Annotated in this window: 15 protein-coding genes; 3 read left to right on the forward strand and 12 right to left on the reverse strand. The window is 46.9% G+C overall.

The features are described from left to right. Nucleotides 1-214 precede the first annotated feature (214 nt). Both E8M12_RS15610 and E8M12_RS15615 read left to right on the forward strand, forming a co-directional pair. On the forward strand, nucleotides 215-586 hold the full coding sequence (locus tag E8M12_RS15610; protein ID WP_136737203.1) for a hypothetical protein: 372 nt from the start codon (nucleotides 215-217) through the stop codon (nucleotides 584-586). A 1-nt stretch (nucleotide 587) separates the two neighbouring features. After that, nucleotides 588-893: a hypothetical protein gene (locus tag E8M12_RS15615; RefSeq protein WP_246034195.1), complete on the forward strand. Its 306-nt coding sequence runs from the start codon at nucleotides 588-590 to the stop codon at nucleotides 891-893. Nucleotides 894-950: 57 nt separating this feature from the next. Here E8M12_RS15615 and E8M12_RS15620 read toward each other — a convergent pair whose 3' ends face one another. The 12 genes from E8M12_RS15620 to ppc all read right to left on the reverse strand — a co-directional run bounded on the left by E8M12_RS15620 (nucleotide 951) and on the right by ppc (nucleotide 16,335). Further along, entirely contained in the window at nucleotides 951-1,874 is a 924-nt protein-coding gene (locus tag E8M12_RS15620) for a hypothetical protein (protein ID WP_136737204.1), read from the reverse strand. A 1-nt stretch (nucleotide 1,875) separates the two neighbouring features. Then, the gene (locus tag E8M12_RS15625; protein ID WP_136737205.1) at nucleotides 1,876-2,565 is read right to left on the reverse strand and encodes an anti-sigma factor; all 690 of its coding nucleotides are present in this window, start codon (nucleotides 2,563-2,565) and stop codon (nucleotides 1,876-1,878) included. Further along, nucleotides 2,558-3,106: an RNA polymerase sigma factor gene (locus E8M12_RS15630; RefSeq protein WP_136737206.1), complete on the reverse strand. Its 549-nt coding sequence runs from the start codon at nucleotides 3,104-3,106 to the stop codon at nucleotides 2,558-2,560. The genes E8M12_RS15625 and E8M12_RS15630 overlap by 8 nt, the downstream gene beginning before the upstream one ends. A gap of 128 nt (nucleotides 3,107-3,234) precedes the next feature. After that, on the reverse strand, nucleotides 3,235-4,140 hold the full coding sequence (locus E8M12_RS15635; protein WP_136737207.1) for a hydrogen peroxide-inducible genes activator: 906 nt from the start codon (nucleotides 4,138-4,140) through the stop codon (nucleotides 3,235-3,237). A gap of 6 nt (nucleotides 4,141-4,146) precedes the next feature. Next, nucleotides 4,147-5,568, reverse strand: a complete 1,422-nt coding sequence (locus tag E8M12_RS15640; protein WP_246034197.1) for a DUF3943 domain-containing protein — start codon at nucleotides 5,566-5,568, stop codon at nucleotides 4,147-4,149. Nucleotides 5,569-5,860: 292 nt separating this feature from the next. Next, nucleotides 5,861-7,126 (reverse strand): inorganic phosphate transporter, encoded by a 1,266-nt coding sequence (locus tag E8M12_RS15645; RefSeq protein WP_136737208.1) that lies wholly within the window; start codon nucleotides 7,124-7,126, stop codon nucleotides 5,861-5,863. Between the two features lie 18 nt (nucleotides 7,127-7,144). Then, nucleotides 7,145-7,822 carry a TIGR00153 family protein gene (locus E8M12_RS15650; protein WP_136737209.1) on the reverse strand — a complete coding sequence of 226 codons (678 nt, stop codon included), beginning with the start codon at nucleotides 7,820-7,822 and terminating at the stop codon, nucleotides 7,145-7,147. Nucleotides 7,823-7,974: 152 nt separating this feature from the next. Then, entirely contained in the window at nucleotides 7,975-8,682 is a 708-nt protein-coding gene (phoU, locus tag E8M12_RS15655) for a phosphate signaling complex protein PhoU (RefSeq protein WP_136737210.1), read from the reverse strand. Between the two features lie 16 nt (nucleotides 8,683-8,698). Continuing rightward, entirely contained in the window at nucleotides 8,699-9,520 is an 822-nt protein-coding gene (gene pstB, locus E8M12_RS15660) for a phosphate ABC transporter ATP-binding protein PstB (protein WP_136737211.1), read from the reverse strand. Nucleotides 9,521-9,561: 41 nt separating this feature from the next. Continuing rightward, complete coding sequence (gene pstA / locus E8M12_RS15665) at nucleotides 9,562-11,196, reverse strand: phosphate ABC transporter permease PstA (protein WP_136737212.1); 1,635 nt, start codon at nucleotides 11,194-11,196, stop codon at nucleotides 9,562-9,564. A 24-nt stretch (nucleotides 11,197-11,220) separates the two neighbouring features. Further along, nucleotides 11,221-13,392: an ABC transporter permease subunit gene (locus E8M12_RS15670; RefSeq protein WP_136737232.1), complete on the reverse strand. Its 2,172-nt coding sequence runs from the start codon at nucleotides 13,390-13,392 to the stop codon at nucleotides 11,221-11,223. 387 nt (nucleotides 13,393-13,779) lie between these two features. Then, on the reverse strand, nucleotides 13,780-16,335 hold the full coding sequence (gene ppc, locus E8M12_RS15675; RefSeq protein ID WP_136737213.1) for a phosphoenolpyruvate carboxylase: 2,556 nt from the start codon (nucleotides 16,333-16,335) through the stop codon (nucleotides 13,780-13,782). A 326-nt stretch (nucleotides 16,336-16,661) separates the two neighbouring features. Between ppc and gnd the strand changes: the two genes are divergently transcribed. Next, on the forward strand, nucleotides 16,662-18,113 hold the full coding sequence (gene gnd, locus E8M12_RS15680) for a decarboxylating NADP(+)-dependent phosphogluconate dehydrogenase (protein ID WP_136737214.1): 1,452 nt from the start codon (nucleotides 16,662-16,664) through the stop codon (nucleotides 18,111-18,113). Nucleotides 18,114-18,256: the final 143 nt, after the last annotated feature.

Consider the following 18,256-nt stretch of genomic DNA (forward strand, 5'->3'; position numbering starts at 1 on the left):
CTATATCAATGAAATCTATGTTGTAACTGAACCTCTGCCCTAACTCTGAGTTGTGCACAAACTTAGTGTGATTGGTATAATCCGGTATCCTACCTGGATACCGGTACTTTTAATCGCAAATGATATAAAATCATTGCGATTAAAGACCTGCCCCCAATTACCATGCAGCATTAGGCTGCTTGACCCATTAATTAATATTCAGGATTATAAAAATATGAGTTTCAAGCAAATGCTTACCTGTGCAATAACCTGCGTTTTTCTGTGGGGGTGTGGACACGGTTATGAAGGCGAATACCAGATTAAAAGTGCCTCTAAAAACGAATTTTTGGATGCCTTTGCCGACGCAATTCAAGTGCCCAATATCGTTATTGGAGAAGATTACATCGAAAAGGAAGGGAAGCGCACTTATTATGATGAAGTCACTGTACGTGAGCGCGGTGAAGAACAATACCTGGTGTTTCGTCGCGGTAAAGAAGAACAGGTATGGAAAATCATTGATGACAATACCCTGCAACAAGGTAAAGGGTTATTAGGCATCACCTTAAATAAAGTCACTGAAAATAATTTACAAACGACAGAAGGATAACATGATGCAAACACCTTATATCGTACTGATCATTGCCGGTCTGCTAACCCTGAACTCGACGGCAGTATTTGCCAAAAATGATAAAGATAAGTTGCCACCGGGCCTTAAAAAGAAAGCAGCGCGCGGTGAGTTGCCACCAGGTTGGCAAAAGAAACTACAACGCGGCACCGTGCTCAGTTATGACGTATACAGACACCGGGATATTGTCGTTCCGGTTGATAAACACGGCATCGTCACGGTTAAAATTGATGGCAAGCTGATTCGCCTTGTGGACGCTTCCAGAGAAATTATCGACATTCTCAATTAATTCTATTCATTGCAAAAAAAGGCCAGTCATTGACTGGCCTTTTTCTTATTTGCTTACTTAAAGCTGATAAGTGGTCGCGGATTTTAATAACCCCTTGGCATCGATAGATTCACTCAAGCATTTCTTAATATCAGATTTGGCAAACACCAGCACCTGGTCCTTATACGTTCTGCCCGATGGGTCAAAGGCGGCATCTTTAATGATTAAAGATACGTGTTCATCGCCCGGCAAGGCCTTCAAACCAGCACCATAGGTACACAATATTTCACTGAGATTAGTCTGTAGTGATGCAAAATATGCCTGTTGTTGCTTTCTTTGCTCATCACGGAGCTTATCCTGTTCCGCTTTGAGTTCACCGGCTTTTTTGGCTAATTGTTGTTTCTCCTGCAACAAGTCTTTCTTGCGCTGTTCCAGTTTCGCTACCTGCTTTTCGAATTCCTTCAGCTCATCCTTATCGAGAGTGCGTTTTTTAAAGGCCAAATCCCGGTTTTCGCGTTCGATATCTCTGAGCTCATAAGCCAGTTCGCGTTCCTGCTCACGCAGTTGTCGTTGTTTCTCGACATCCATGCGCATATTTTCATGGGCATATTCCATCGCCACCACGGCCTCTTCCATGGCTTCATCGATAACAACCTGTAAATCTTCACCAAACAACTCACTGTTTTCAAAGCCCGCTGGTGGCATAGGAGCAACTGGCGCTACCGGCACCGGTACCGAAAATCCAGGGAAGTGAAAATTACGTTTTGACTTTACCGTAAACACCACGCCCTGTTTAGCCAGGTACATGGATTCTATGGCAGCCAGCCCCATGTTGTTATTATTGCCATCATTTTTGATAGCACTGGTAAAGATATCTTCCATGATCTCAATTTGCTTGCCCAGTTCCTGATAAGGTTGTTCATTGGCAGCCAGGTTCGCGCTGGTAAAGGCGCTGATAACGGACAACGCCAGAGGCAGTACCGCATTATTAAACTTATTCATGTTATTTGTCCTCTTCGTTGAAGTTGGTTGACTGGTAAACACCTTGCCCTACCCCCTGAGTCAGGGCCTGAGCCTGCAGGGCATATTCCAGCCGTTGATACTTAAGCTTGTTGTCTAACGCATCTTCACTGCGTTGCTCATTGACATACTGGATAAAGTGCGACATATCCTGTTGCCTTTCCTGTCGCGTTGTCGTCATCAAATAGCCGGCCAGCTGTATGTTATTTGCCTGTTGTTGATCTTTTAAGTCAGACGCATAGTTGGCCAGCACCAATTCCTGCTCAGCCGCAAATCGTTGTAGCCTTTGATCCAACAGCGCTTCTAACTGCTGGCTATTATTGCCTTGTGCGGATTGACCAAAGGTGATGGCAAACCCATCCGTCTGAGCCGTGATTCGCACATTGAATAACACCAGAGCAATCGCAAAACAGGAACAGGCAAGCGACAATACCGAAAGTCCGGACCATTGCCACCAGGGTGTGTTGTTTTGTTCTGCAACGATGCCGCCAGGATCCCAGGGTGGTGGCGTTAGCTCTTCATAGCCATGTACCTGCTGTTCGATATAGCGGGCCGTTGCCAGACGATTTTTCAATTCGTCATCGGTTAATGCCAGCTGTTCCAGGCGTTGACTTTGCTGTTCGCTTAGCCGGTTATCCAGCCAGGCCTGAAATAATTGTTCTTTCTCAGACATAGTCTACCTCCAATACACCCCTTAACTTATCCAATGCGCTGTACAACCTTGATTTCACCGTATTGCTGGACACCCCAAGCTGGTTAGCAATTTCATCAAAAGTGAAATGCTGAAAAAACTTTAGTTCGACCACGGTTCTCTGATTTATCGGCAACCTTTGCATAGCATTCGCCAGCGCCAATGCCTGTTGGGTCTGATGCATCAACTGTTCGGGTTGCTGATCGGACTCCTCGGTTACCTCTTGTGGTTCATCATCGAGCGATTGGGTCGGACGTTTGCGTCGATAAAACTCAATACAACGATAATGAGCAATCCGATAAAGCCAGTTTTTGAATTTGGCATCGCCACGAAAACTGCTGAGATTGCGAAACACCGCGATAAAAATCTCCTGCATCAGGTCCATAGCATCATCCGGGTGACCAACCATGCGCAGGGCGTAATTGTAAATACCCTTTTCATAGCGCCTGACCAACTGCACCCAGGCCGACTTCTTGCCTTTCAATGCCTGTTTGATCAGGGTTTCATCGCTTCGCTCAAACACAAATTTTCCCTGTTAATTACTTTTTAAAGCTACTTTTCCCCTATAGTCGTACCGCAGGGAAAAATAGTTTGAATTAATTTTAAATAGTTATTGAAACAGATAATGGCAGGAATAGAAATACTCAGGTGCTATATAAGAGGTTTGATAATTTTTGCCAGGTTTTCATAGGTTTCCTGACGATAACTACGATGTCGATAAACTAAAGCGATCTCACGACTAGGATGTCCAGGCAACGGCGCATAGGCGATATCAGCGTAGCCAGCCAACCCCCTTTTGATCGCCATATGAGGTAAAAAGGTTAGGCCTTTGTGGTGCAACGTCATCTGCATTAGGGTAGTTAAACTGGTCGGCGCAAAGTCATTCAGTTTTTCTTTTTCGTTAACCTTGCATACTGCCAGCGCATGACGGGTCAGGCAATGTTCTTCGCTAAGGACAAATATTTGCCCCTTGCTCACATGGCGATAATCACCATCGGCCAGGACTTTGTCAATTAACGCCCGGCTCCCCGCCAGATAAAAGCCATCTTTTCCCAGCGGCAAATAATGAAATCCCTGGGAAAATTTGTCATCAATCGGTAGTGCCAATACCGCGACATCAATTCTTCCATGTTGCAGGGCATCGAGCAGATTTTCGGTGGTGTCTTCAATGACAAACATATCCAACCCGGGATAACTCTGGTGGGCGCGCTCGATTACTTCAGTCATCAAAAATGGGGCGATGGTGGGAATACAGCCGAGATAAATTTTTCCCTGTGCAGGGTTGCCCTGAACCTGACAGTAATTAATCAAATCATCCGCCTGATTTAACAACTGTTCCGCCATGGCCACCACTTCTTTGCCATGTCGGGTAAACACAAAGTTTTTATGGTCACGTTCAATCAACTGACAGTTTAATAACTGCTCGAGCTTAATGATGGCACTACTCAATGTCGACTGACTGACGAAACAGGATTCTGCCGCCTTGTGAAAATGTTGATGATGATGCAAAGCAACCAGGTATTGCAGGTGTTTGAGGTTGGGTAAGTGGGTATTCATCTTATGTCAGCGCCAATTACCTTTGCCTAACCGATAAATCAGACTAAGGCGAAGTAGATCCTCCTGAGTATCGAGTTTAGTCGAAAAATAACGAGCAATATCGGTTTGAATGGCGATGTTATTGCTAAGTTTCATATGCAATCCAAGACCGGCATGACTGAAGAAGGATTTTAAATCGCGATCCTGATCACGCAACATCTCCCCTATTCCGGCGGTTAGATAAGGGCGAAAATCGCTGTCGGCGCGAAAATAATACTGACCACTAATGCTGTAGTTTTCATAGGTAAGCTTTTCAGAATCGGAGCGCTGCTGAAAATGAGCGCGAGCGTAATTCAACCGGGCGGAGAAGTCGTTAGTGAAATAAAGCCCGAGGCTAAACTCGGCAAAGGGATCATCTTCCACCCGCCAGACATTATCCAGCCAGGCATAACCGCCGCCAACGCCAATACCAATAATGCTGTAATCAATAGGGTCGCGACTGAACTGGTAATACAAAGGTGTCGACGTTGCGGTCAGTGGCTTGCCATCACCAAACTGAAAATGCATCTGGACCTGCCACTGATTTTCCCGCAAAAGTCCGGCTTCTCCTTCTGACTGAATCTGTTGCGAGTGGTAATTAATATAGCCAGTGCCAGCTTTAAATATCTGCCGATTAAATAATTGATTAATGCCCCTTCCCAATGAGTCAACTGGGTCGAGCAACCATAAGGATAATGTTCCAAGTCCTTCTGATCCCATAACCTTGCCGTCCCCCATTCGCAAACGACGTTCCGTTTGATGCATCCATTCGCCGAATGCCCAGCCCATAACCGGAGTGACCACCAGGTCTTGAATGGAAGGCGTTTCTGCAAACGCTTCGACGCCATACTCCCAGTAAAACGTAGACATGAGAGTCGCATACATAAACGAATCCCATTGACGATAACCAGATTTTCGAGCCACCTGATAATAAATGCCCCCGGAATATGGGTGACCAATATAGTTAATCCAGAAGACATCACGATCCCATACCGGCCCTTCCCTGACGTTATCGCCCCATTTACGCATTAACTCGCCGTCTTTCTCCCAGTTGGAGATTTCCTCTGGCATTAAGGCAATTACGCCGATAACACCAAAGCCGTATACAAAAATGGATTTCGTCTGCGACCACAGTCGTTCTCTGTCTTCACCGTGATCGGCGGAAAACACAGAAACGCTAAAGGGGTTATCGTAAAAGCCATCCTGGGCAACCTTTTCTTCCCAGGCACTATTGCTAACAAGTGGCAGGTAAGTATCGGCCTGTGCCTGATCCTGGCGGGCCTCTAAAGTTGTCGATGAAGATAGTTTTTCGTCAGGTGCGCCGGGCGCTGCCCATAGATTGACGGCACAACTTGTCAATAACATCATGGCCAATGTCTGGCAAACCCTGAGCGGTTCGCAGGCTAACATGGTCAATCACTTATTGTGGGTGAATTAGTTAAATGTTAGTGGAAAAGCGGCAAGCTGCAAGCTGTAAGCCGTAAGCTGTAAGTAAGAGCAAAAACCAGGCTGTAAGGCAGTAAGCCGTAAAGTAAAAGCCGCTTTTTACTTACAGCATTACAGCTCTATAGCCTTAAAGCCTTCTTGTAAGTAGGAAGTTTGATTGGTGGTAGGTATAAAAAAACCAGAACCTGCGGACAAGTTCTGGTTTTCAAAAAAGCTATTACTTACAGCTTATCGCTTCTATCTTACAGCTTTTGCTTTAGCTTAACGCGCCTTTGATCATCCAGAAGAACATGATCGATAAGGTAGCGCCAACTGGCAAGGTGATCACCCAGGATACAACGATGTTGCGAACCACGCCCATATTAATCGCGGCGATACCACGGGCCATGCCCACACCTAATACCGCACCGACTAGGGTTTGCGTCGTAGAAATTGGCAAACCAGTACCCGATGCAACTACAACGGTACAGGCAGCGGCGAGCTCTGCGGCAAAACCACGGCTTGGGGTTAAGTGGGTAATGCCTTTACCAATGGTGGCAATGACGCGGTGGCCAAAAATGGCAAGGCCGGCAACAATACCTAAACCACCCAATGGCAAAATCCACCAGGCTAGTGCCGCTTTAGACGCGATTTCACCATTATTTTCAATAATGCTTACTACTGCCGCTAATGGACCGATGGCGTTAGCTACGTCGTTTGAACCGTGAGCAAATGCCATACAACAAGCGGTAATTACCATCAAAATCGCAAATACTTTTTCTACGTTCATGTATTGTGCGCGGCGGTCAGCTTTAAGGTTTAAATCAAGACGAGAGATAAAGAATTTACCAGCTAACGCCACCGCAAGGGCAACGGCTATCGCATAGATGTAGCCTTCCGCCGTACCGATTTCCAGACCGATATGCTTTAAACCCTTTTTAATAGTCACAAGCGACAGGACGAAACCGGCCAGAAACATGTACATAGGTACCCAGCGTTTTGCCTGTTCAACCGGTTTGTCGGTATCAAAAATTAGCTTCTGTGCGCTGTTGAAAATAATAAAGGAGAACACACCAGCGATCAGCGGGGTTACAATCCAACTGCCGACGATGCCCAGTACCTTGTTCCAGGCTACCGTCTCTACTCCTACACCGATGGCCGAGAAACCAATAATGGCACCGACAATTGAGTGTGTCGTTGACACTGGCCATCCCAAATAGGACGCCACTAACAACCAGGTGGCGGCAGCAAATAAAGCAGAAATCATCCCGAATACCAGTTGTTCAGGTATATCGGTAAAGTAGCTGGCATCAATAATGCCTTTACGAATCGTCGACGTTACCTCACCACCGGCCAGATAAGCACCGGCGAATTCAAAAATCATTGCAATGATGATTGCCTGCTTAATCGTTAACGCCTTGGAACCAACGGATGTTCCCATCGCATTGGCTACGTCATTAGCACCGATACCCCAGGCCATAAAAAAGCCTACTGCGGCGGCAACCAGAACCAACATGGTTCCATAATTAGCTAAAATATCCATTAATACGAAACCTTATCTTTATCTTGCTAACATGATTTCAAGGCGAGCGCCTACACGTTCTGCGATGTCGGCTAAATCACCAACCCACTCAATGATCTGATACAAGAACATGACATCAACCGGATCCAGCGTTTTCTCGATCGCCAGTAAACTTTGACGTAACTTCACCTGCATAATATCGGTATCGTCTTCAATCGCGTCCAGTTCATGAATCATGGTCTCGACAAAATCCAGTTCACGACCAGCAAAGCCGGCTTCAAGTAGCTCGTCCATTTCGTTAACAGCTTTCGCGGCCTGCTTGATGGCATCCAGGCAACGCGATAAATAAGCATCAAAATCGTTAGATAGCTGCTCTGGTACCTTGATCTGACGACCCAGGATGCGACCCGCGATGTCTTTCGCTTTGTTGGCAATTTTATCCTGTTGGCTCACCAGCTCCAGCATATCGGTACGTTGCACCGGCATAAAGATGCCACCGGGAAGTTCAGTACGAATTTTGCGTTTTAACTGGTCCGCTTCTTTTTCCATCACAGAAATCTGCTTGCGGATATCTTCAGCTTTTGGCCAGTCCTGCTGGGCACAAGCGGAAAACATGGAAGGAAGTAGTTTTGCACATTTATTGACAGCATTAACGTGCTGTTTGAGGGGTTTTAATGGTGACTTTGCAAAGACACCAAGAATGTTATTGGCAGACATATTATTTCCTGCAACCTAAGTTTGCTGCTTTCTAAAATTCGGGGCAAATATACGTGATTTGCCCCCCATTTCAACCGTTAATTATGGATTATTCTGGGAAAAGACCCTAATTACCCAACTAAACTAACAGTATTTCAAGTAAATTCATAATGTTACGATTTTAGCTCGTGCATATCCTGTTCAGAAATATGACGAACAACTTTGCCTTTAACAAAGTAAATCACGTATTCACAGATGTTCTGACAGCGATCGCCAATACGCTCCAGCGCTCGCGCTGACCAAATAACGCTCATAATTGACGGGATTGAACGGGGGTCTTCCATCATATACGTCATCAGCTGGCGCATCATCGCCTCATATTCACGATCAATTCTGTCATCGTTTTGATGCACCTTTACCGCAGCATCGAAGTCCATGCGAGCAAACGCGTCTAGGGTGTCATGTAGGGTGGACAAAACCAGGCGGCCGAGATTTTCCAGATTTAGTAAAAAGTCATGCTTTTTGCCGGGAAAATGCTCTAACGTTACTTTTGATATCTTTTCTGCTTCATCGCCAATGCGTTCTAAATCAGCAATGGTTTTGATGATCGCCATAATCAGGCGTAAATCACTGGCCGCAGGCTGACGTTTGGCAATGATGCGGGTGCATTCTTCATCAATCGACACTTCCAGGCTATTAATTTTATAGTCACTGGTTAATACTTTTTGCGCCAGGTCTTCATTGTTTTCACTAACCGATGCCAGGGCATCAGTCAGTTGCTGCTCAACTAATCCGCCCATGGTCATGACCTGGTTGCGGACGGTCTCCAATTCCTGGTTAAACTGGCCAGAAATGTGTTTGCCGGTATTAAACTTTTCCATCGGAAATCTCCTTCGATTAACCGTAGCGGCCGGTAATATAGTCTTCGGTCTTTTTCTTAGCAGGTGTGGTAAACAGTGTATTGGTATCAGCATACTCAATCAAATCACCCATATACATAAAGGCGGTCTGGTCACTGACACGAGCCGCCTGTTGCATATTGTGGGTAACGATCACCACGGTGTATTTTTTCTTCAGATCATTGATTAGCTCTTCAATGGTCAAGGTTGAAATCGGGTCCAGGGCAGAGGTCGGCTCATCGAGTAACAATACCTCTGGCTCAATGGCAATCGCCCGGGCGATTACCAGACGTTGCTGCTGACCACCAGATAATCCCAGCGCACTGTCGTGAATACGATCTTTAACTTCGTCCCATAGTGCCGCGGCGCGCAAAGAGCGTTCACACACTTCATCCAGGACCCGACGATTGTTCTGGCCGACCAGACGCAAGCCGTAAACCACGTTTTCATAAATGGATTTAGGGAACGGATTCGGGCGCTGGAATACCATGCCAACTTTACGGCGCAATTGCGCCACATCAACATGCTTGGAATAAATGTTGTCGCCGTGCAGTTCAATCGCGCCATCGATACGGCAACTGTCTACCAAATCGTTCATCCGGTTGATACAACGCAATAGCGTCGATTTACCGCAACCACTTGGGCCGATAAATGCGGTCACCTGGCCTTTTGGAATCTTCATCGAAATATCATTTAGCGCCTGCTTATCTCCGTAGTGAAGATTGAGGTTTTTAATTTCCAACGCCACCTGCTCAGGAGACAAATTATTGATATCCAGCTTATTGCCTTGGGTTAATATTTGTGGATTTACATTAATCATATCTTTGATTCTCAATTAACTTTTTGTACTTCAGATTCACATTAGTGCTCTAAAGCACGATATTTTTCGCGCAGACGGTTTCGAATCGATACCGCCGTCATATTCAGGGCAACAATAATGGTGACCAGCAATAACGCCGTCGCATAGACTAAAGGTCGGGCCGCTTCAACGTTCGGACTTTGGAAACCAACGTCATAAATGTGGAAACCTAAGTGCATAAATTTGCGGTCTAAATGCAGGAACGGGAAATTGCCGTCCAGTGGCAGAGATGGTGCCATTTTTACGACACCCACCAGCATTAACGGTGCAACCTCACCGGCGGCACGGGCAATAGCCAGAATAATACCCGTCATGATCGCCGGGCTGGCAATTGGCAGAATAATACGCCACAAGGTTTCTGCTTTGGTGGCGCCAAGCGCCAACGAGCCATGACGCATCGAGGATGGAATCCGTGCCAGGCCTTCTTCAGTGGAAACAATGACAACCGGTAAAGTCAGAATAGCCAGGGTGATTGCCGACCAAAGTACGCCGGGGGAACCAAATGTTGGGCTTGGTAATGACTCCGGATAAAATAACTGGTCAATTGAACCACCGACCATGTAGACAAAAAAGCCGAGACCAAATACGCCATAAACGATTGATGGAACACCAGCAAGGTTGATCACCGCAATTCGTAATAGCTTAGTAAATGCATTATTGCCCGCATATTCGTGTAGGTAGATGGCGGCGACAACGCCTAACGGTGATACAATCACAGTCATCAGTAGTACCATCAATACGGTTCCGAAAATGGCTGGAAACACCCCGCCTTCGGTATTGGCTTCACGAGGGTCATCGCCAATAAAATTACCGATTTGGGTAAAAAACTGACCGAGTTTACTGAAAAAGCCCATCTGGTTGTTAAAGTTGATCTGCAATACCTGCTCAAGATTAATATCAACCGTCTGTCCATCCATGGCACGCACTACGATCTTGTCACGTTGTACGTCACGGCGTAGCTTATTCAGATTTGCTTCCAGCTCTTTGTATTCAGCGGCCAGTTCCTGGCGGCGTTTTTCAAAGCCCGTTTTAACTTCATCGGTCAACATGCCATCAAGCTCGGCTTTACGCTCTTTTAAACGAATCCGCTCAAGCTCATAGTTAATGGCACCGATGTCGGTACCCTGCAGTTGTTCAATGTCTTCCTGCAGCTCATTTACCCGGTCGATAAAGCTGTCGAGCTTAGCAACATCAACCGATTCACCATCCATATAAACTTCTTCGATAAAGCCGTAGAAGTTACCATTGGTACGACGCTCAATGACCGCAACGTCTTCAGGTTGGGATTGTTGCTGCACCATAGGTTCCAATACCCAGCGAAAATCCAGGTTAACCAACTCCCGGTTACCGGTTTTTACCAGGTAGCGTTCAACACTCTCCGCATCGCCTAAGTCAACCTGAGCGTTATTTAGCTGGCTGGCAGGAATACGCTCGCGATCATAAATCTCACCGATTACCACAGAGGTTTGTCCCTGAGCCGTTTGTAATTCAAACTGATGGATTTGCGATGGCCAAAAGAAGGACAGACCTCTTGAGGCAATCAGAAACAACAATCCCACGACAGAGATTAAACTGATGCTCACCCCGGCCGCTGAAAGCCAAACCCATGGAGAGCCTGATTTAAACCATGTTTTCATCGTTAATATAATCCTACTTAAACACTACAGAGAGCTGTACTTTTCACGCAATCGCTGACGAACAAACTCAGCCAAGGTGTTAAAGACAAAGGTGAAAACAAACAACACAAAGGCTGCAAGGAATAAGATGCGGTAATGGGAACTACCAACTTCAGATTCCGGCATCTCAACCGCAATATTTGCCGACAAGGTACGCATCCCCTGGAAAATACTCCAGTCGATTACCGGCGTGTTACCAGTTGCCATCAGGACAATCATGGTCTCACCAACAGCGCGTCCCAGTCCCATCATTACCGCCGAGAAAATGCCCGGGCTTGCAGTCAGGAGCACGACTTTTACCAGCGTCTGCCACTGGGTAGCACCCAGCGCCAGGGAGCCTGATGTTAAGTGCTTAGGTACACTGAAAATCGCATCTTCAGCCATCGAGAAGATGGTCGGAATTACTGCGAAGCCCATCGCGATACCAACAACCAATGCATTACGTTGGTCAAAATCGATACCTAAATCATTGGTAATGAACTTGCGCATATCACCACCAAACCAACTGGCTTCGACAACCGGTGACAGGTAAAACGCCAGCAATGCCGCCAATATCAACACCGGCAGAATGATCAGCGGTGCAAAGGACTCAGGTAACATCACTTTGATATTTTTCGGCAACTTATACCAGGCAAATGCAGTGACAAACGTGGCCAGTGGCAGAAGAATCAGCAACAGAAATACAGCTGGTAAATAAGCCTCAATTAACGGAGCCAGCCAAAGACCGGCCAAAAAGCCTAAGATTACTGTTGGCAATGCTTCCATTAACTCAATGGTTGGTTTCACCGTGCGACGCATCACCGGTGGCATAAAGTAAGCGGTGTAAATGGCCGCAGCAATGGCGACAGGTACAGCAAACAACATCGCATACATGGCTGCTTTCATGGTACCAAACGAGATCGGTACCAGAGAGAATTTTGCCTCAAAGTCATCCGACCCAGAGGTAGATTGCCAGATATAATCAGGTTCCGGGTACCCTTCGTACCAGACCTCCTGCCATAACGCCGACCAGGTAACTTCCGGATGCTCATTATGAACCGTTAACACCTCAAGCTCGCCGTTGCCGGCAATGGCCAGGCCATTCGCTCGCGGGGCGATAGCCATCAACTGCTGATCAGACTCGAGCATCTGACCGCGCCATAGATCCGCTTCACTGGTGGTATAAAACAACCCCACCTCGCCTGCTGGAGTGACGGTAAAAAAGCTCTTACGATACAATTCCGGATAAATTTTCGTTACCGGTTCATCAACGCTGACACCAAAACTTCGAATCTGCTGAAATTCGCGACCATCCGCCGTTGCCACTTCAAACCATTGCAGCACTTTACCTTTATCGGTACCAAACAGAATCGAGCTACTGCCTGATAATAGCGCCATCGCAGTGATGTTAGCTTTTTGTTCAATGACCGGATTGAACTGACCTTTGAGTGGCACATCCCAATCACTGTCTAGCTCATATACACTGACTTCGTTATTGCTTGCCACCATACCCAGGGTCATATCCGGAGTCACTTGGATAAAATCAATCGCCTCAACGTCTTCCTGGACTAACTGATATTCTGCGGAGAACTCCGGATCATAGTTAAAATCGTCTTCCGCGATTAACGACGTTTTAATCAGGCGTTTATCTTCTGTCAGTGCCAGTATCACCGCTTTTTCTTCGTTCATCACAAAAGAAAAATCAACGATTTTCGCTTCATTCTCATCAATGAAAATCGCGTCTTCACCCAGTGGATACCTAACTGCCGGTTTCATCATTCGCTTGTCACCGTCGAACGACAGTAAAAATGCAGGTTGCACGACTTTAATGGTGCCCTTGGTGGTGAGCAGGATGTATTGATTGGCAGTGGTTGCCCGTACTTTTTGCAGGGTTTCGTCGTCAATAAGAAGAGGTTCTATCAGCAATTGCTCACCAACCGGGTGCTGGTCGTTGGCCCGTAACTGATAAAAGGACATGACGCCCTGCTCGCTAATTTGAAATCCGATTTCCTTCAGCTCATCCACGCCAACGGCAACCGTATTCCCCTGTTCGACAAATTGAATCGTAGTTTCCGGTTCGATGCTGGCAGATTCAAACACCGGTTTAATAACATAAACCAGATACATAAAGATAAGCACCAAGGTGAATAACACACTGACACCGCCGGCAGATATCATCCAGCGGGCCAGGGAATTTTTCAATTGCCTTGGCTCAAAAGTTTTAGCGGAAATTGTCACGTTTAAACCTTCATAGCGACTTAAATTCTTATGTCGGCGATTATAAGACAGAAATATGACAGTTTTGTTACAGCAGGAATATTAATCCCGGGAAATACCATTATTCTGACGCTTAGCCGATTGCCTCCGCCGTTCGCAAACCGCCCCTGAAAACACCTATAACCCGTTGTAATACATAAGGAAATAACACTCATATCGAACTATGATTAACCGTCACTTAATTTTTTGTAAAACCTCTGGCAACAAATAAACAACAAGCTGCTTACCAAAAAAAAGAGCACATAATGTGCTCTTTTTGCAGGTTTCGTTAGTCACTTAATCGTAAACCTAACCGGTGTTACGCATTCCTGTCGCAATACCGGCCATGGTATGCATCAGTAATTGCTCACATCCTGAGTTCTCAGGTGATACGCGCAAACGCTTTAACGCCTCAATCTGCATTAAGTGCAGGGGTAATAAATACGGGCGACGCAATTCAAAGGAACTTAAATTCCATGGGTCATTTTCCATCAGTTGCTGATGGCCCGAGACAGCGAGTACGGTTTTCTGGTCATTCGCCAGTTGTTGTCGTAAGCCAACGCCCAAAGGTTTCAATCCATCATCTACCAGGGCTTCGTCATAGCGACTGGCAATCATCGGGTTCGATTTCAGATAAACCATTTCGATTAACGATAATCGCGAGCGGAAATATGGCCATTGCGCAAGCATCTCGTCAATCAATGACTGGTATTGTTGGCGATGATTGGCGATCGCCTGACCGAAGCCGAGCCAGCTCGGCAGGACCATGCGGTTCTGACTCCACGCAAAAATCCAGGGAATTGCCCGCAATGACTCAATGCCGCCATCAGCACGACGTTTGGCAGGTCTGGACCCAAGCGGCAGTGACGATAATTCCTGCTCAGGCGTTGCCTGGCGGAAATAGCGCACGAACTCAGGCTGCTCCTGCACATAGCTTCGATAGATTTTACAGCTATCCGCGGCCATGGCGTCCATCAATTCACGCCAGGTGGTTTTTGGCGATTTTGGCGGGATAATTAATGACTCAAGAATCGCTGATGCATATAGATGTAAACTACGCACTGCTAAATTGGGCAAGCCAAATTTATAGCGAATCGTTTCCCCCTGCTCAGTTACCCGTAAACCGCCTTCCAGGGTGCCCGGAGGCTGCGATGCCACCGCAGCGTGAGCAGGTCCGCCGCCACGTCCAATGGTGCCGCCCCGGCCATGGAACAATTTCAGTAAAATGCCTTTGCTGGCAAACACCTTTGCCAATGCCTCCTGGGCCTGGTACTGAGCCCAACTCGCAGCCAGCACGCCAGCGTCTTTGGCTGAGTCGCTATATCCAATCATCACTGTTTGCTGACCGGCGCAGCTTTGCGTATATACATCCAGCGACAGCAGCTCTTCCATCACCGCTGGAGCATTATTTAAATCATCCAGGGTTTCAAACAAGGGCGCGATCGGCATATGCCACTTCACCCCACAGATTTTCATCAACAAACGCACCAGTAAAACGTCACTGGCATTGCTTGCCATGGAGATAATGTAGATACCCAACACCTGTTGCGGTTGTTCGGCGATCATTGCGAAAGTATCGAGGACTTCCTGGGTCTCGTCACTCCATTTATGCTCAGGCAACAGCGGACGATTCGAGTTAAGTTCGGCGACCAGAAACTGCTGGCGTTGTTGTTCGTCCCATTGCAAGTAATCCCCTAACTCGAGATATTTGAGAATTTCCGCCATCGCCGCATCATGCCGTTCGCTGTGCTGACGAACATCCAGATTCACCATCGATATGCCAAAACATTGCACCTGGCGAATTAAATCCAGTAATTTCGCATTGCCAGCGCGCTGCATCCCATGATTAAGAAGACTCTGGCGACAGCGCATTAATGGCTGCAATAATTCATTGGCATCTTCGATACTGCCCAGGGTATTACCATTTAATAACAATTCAAGATTCTGTTCGAGACGATTGATTAGCAACTTTAATTGCTGTCGATATGGGCCACTGCCACGCACATCTGCCGCCAGCAAGTCAGCGTCGGCTTTGTGCATCGACATTTCCAGGTATAGCTCGCGCATATCCCGCAAATACAACCGGGTCGCACGAATCCGTGCATTCATTATCGCTTCACGACTGAGCTTGGCGGTAACAAATGGATTTCCATCCCTATCACCCGCCATCCAGCTGGCAATATTCACTGGCATGAAGTCATCGGCTAAAGGTTCACCCAGTAACTGCTGGCATACCTGATCGAGTTCACGCATAAATTGCGGTAATGCCGACCATAAGCTATCGGAAATCACGTCCAGCCCCCAACGCGACTCATCTAAAGGAGTCGGTCGTTGCTGGCGAATTTCATTGGTAAACCAGGCTTGCTCAACCAGTTCACTGATCCGCGAAAAATCATCGCGGTGCTTATCCAGTTGATCGGCGATTTGATGATATTTATGAATGAAGGTGCGTCGATTCACCTCGGTCGGGTGGGCGGTGAGCACCAATTCAATACGCAGCTTTTGTAACGCCTGACGAATTTTATCAGGTGCAATGCCGCCGACTTTGGTTTTCAATTCGGTTAACGGGTGTGGCAGATCCAGCTCCGCCAGTCCCTGTTCGGAAATGGTATATTGTTGCTCGGCAATGTTAGCCAGATTCAAAAACTGACTGAAGGCACGCGCTAACACCAGCATATCGGGCTGCGACATCTCGCTGAAGATGTCCTGCATCTTATCTAATGCTGCTTCATTGCTATTAGCCTCCTTGGCCAGAGCCCGAATCGCTTCAATGCGATCAACCCACTCAGGTCCTTGCTCAATGGCAATGGTTTGTCCGAGAATTTCACCTAATACACGAATGTTATTGCGAATCGAATCTAACATAGAAAACCTCTGAAAATAGCTGCCTCATATTCTGCGCAAAAATCCGGCAGAGCCCCAAAGGTTAGCGCTTTCAACATTAAAAAACCACCATAATTCATTAAGTTGGACCAGTTGTTTAAATTTCATTAATGCTCCCGTCCGGTAAATACCAGCGCTGATGCATTGCCTGGAATCACATTTATTTAACAATCCGCCAAGCCAAAGCACCGATATCTATGTACAATAAGCGTTAATAATTTCGTTGATCACTGATTGTGGTTGTACATTGTTGCGCAGTGGCTACTGCACAAACGATCTTCGATTCCTGACGAATAAGAGTATTGAATATGAAAAACCTGTCAGACATTGGCGTTATCGGCCTCGCGGTCATGGGTGAAAACCTGATTTTAAACATGGCTTCAAAAGGATTTACCGTCACCGCGTATAATCGCACCACCGATAAAGTTACCCGCTTTATCAATGGCCGGGGTAAAGATAAAAGCATTCGCGGCGCGCACAGTATCGAAGAGTTTGTCAATTCACTGTCCAGTCCCAGAAAAATCATGCTGATGGTCAAAGCGGGTAGCGCCGTTGATGCGACAATTGAACAACTATTACCGCATCTTAGCGAAGGGGATATTATCATCGACGGCGGCAACAGCCAGTTTGAAGATTCTGATCGCCGCACAGCCTATCTTGAAGAAAAAGGCTTGCTGTACATAGGCACCGGTGTTTCTGGCGGTGAAGAAGGCGCACTTCTCGGCCCATCAATAATGCCCGGCGGTTCTAGAGCGGCCTGGCCAGAGCTTAAACCTATCTTTCAGGCTATCGCCGCCAAGGTTAACGGCGATGTCCCCTGCTGTGACTGGGTGGGTAACGGCGGTGCCGGCCATTTCGTAAAAATGGTGCATAACGGCATCGAATATGGCGATATGCAGTTGATCTGTGAAGCCTATCTGCTAATGCGTGATGTGCTCGAGTTATCCGTCGATGAAATGGCGCAGGTTTTCGCTGACTGGAAGCAAACCGAATTAAGCAGTTACCTGATAGACATTACCGCTGACATCATGGCCTACAAAGAAGACGGCAAGCCGTTAATCGATGTTATTCTCGACACCGCTGGTCAGAAAGGTACCGGTAAGTGGACTGGGGTAACAGCATTACATTTAGGCACACCACTGACCCTGATTGGTGAAGCGGTATTTGCCCGTTGCCTGTCGGCACAAAAAGAGCAGCGCGTTGTTGCTGCGGACATTATCGACGGTGTTACAACGAAATTCAGCGGTGATAAACAAGCTTTTATCGACGCCTTGAAAGATGCATTACTGGCCTCAAAAATGGTGTCCTATGCCCAGGGTTATGCACTGATGAAACAGGCTTCTGAAGATTTTGGCTGGGAACTGGATTATGGCGCGATTGCCCTGATGTGGCGTGGTGGCTGTATTATCCGCAGCGTATTTTTAGACGACATCAAAAAGGCTTACGACAAAAATCCAGAAATCGACAACCTGTTACTGGATGATTACTTTAACCAGGCGATTAAAGCCGCTCAACCTGGCTGGCGCAAGGTCGTGAGCGAGGCGACTCTGGCCGGTATTTCTATCCCCTGCCTGGCATCGGCATTGAGCTATTTTGATGGCTATCGTTGTAAAGATTTACCTGCCAATTTATTACAGGCGCAACGGGATTACTTTGGTGCCCACACGTATGAGCGTAAAGACAAGCCGCGAGGCGAATTTTTCCATACCAACTGGACCGGTCGCGGCGGAGATACTTCGTCGACGACGTATGATGTTTAGCGAGCTGTAAGCTATAAGCGGTAAGTGCTTGCTTTCTGAGGCCTGAAACCGGAAGCCTGAGACCTGAAACCTGAAACCTTAGTTAGGTTTTGGGTGTCTAGGGGTGTCGAAAGGTGTCTAAGGGTGACAACGAAGAGCCAAAA

Origin of the sequence: Thalassotalea mangrovi (genome assembly GCF_005116735.1) — a bacterium.
In the GTDB taxonomy this organism is placed as follows: Bacteria; Pseudomonadota; Gammaproteobacteria; order Enterobacterales; family Alteromonadaceae; genus Thalassotalea_A; species Thalassotalea_A mangrovi.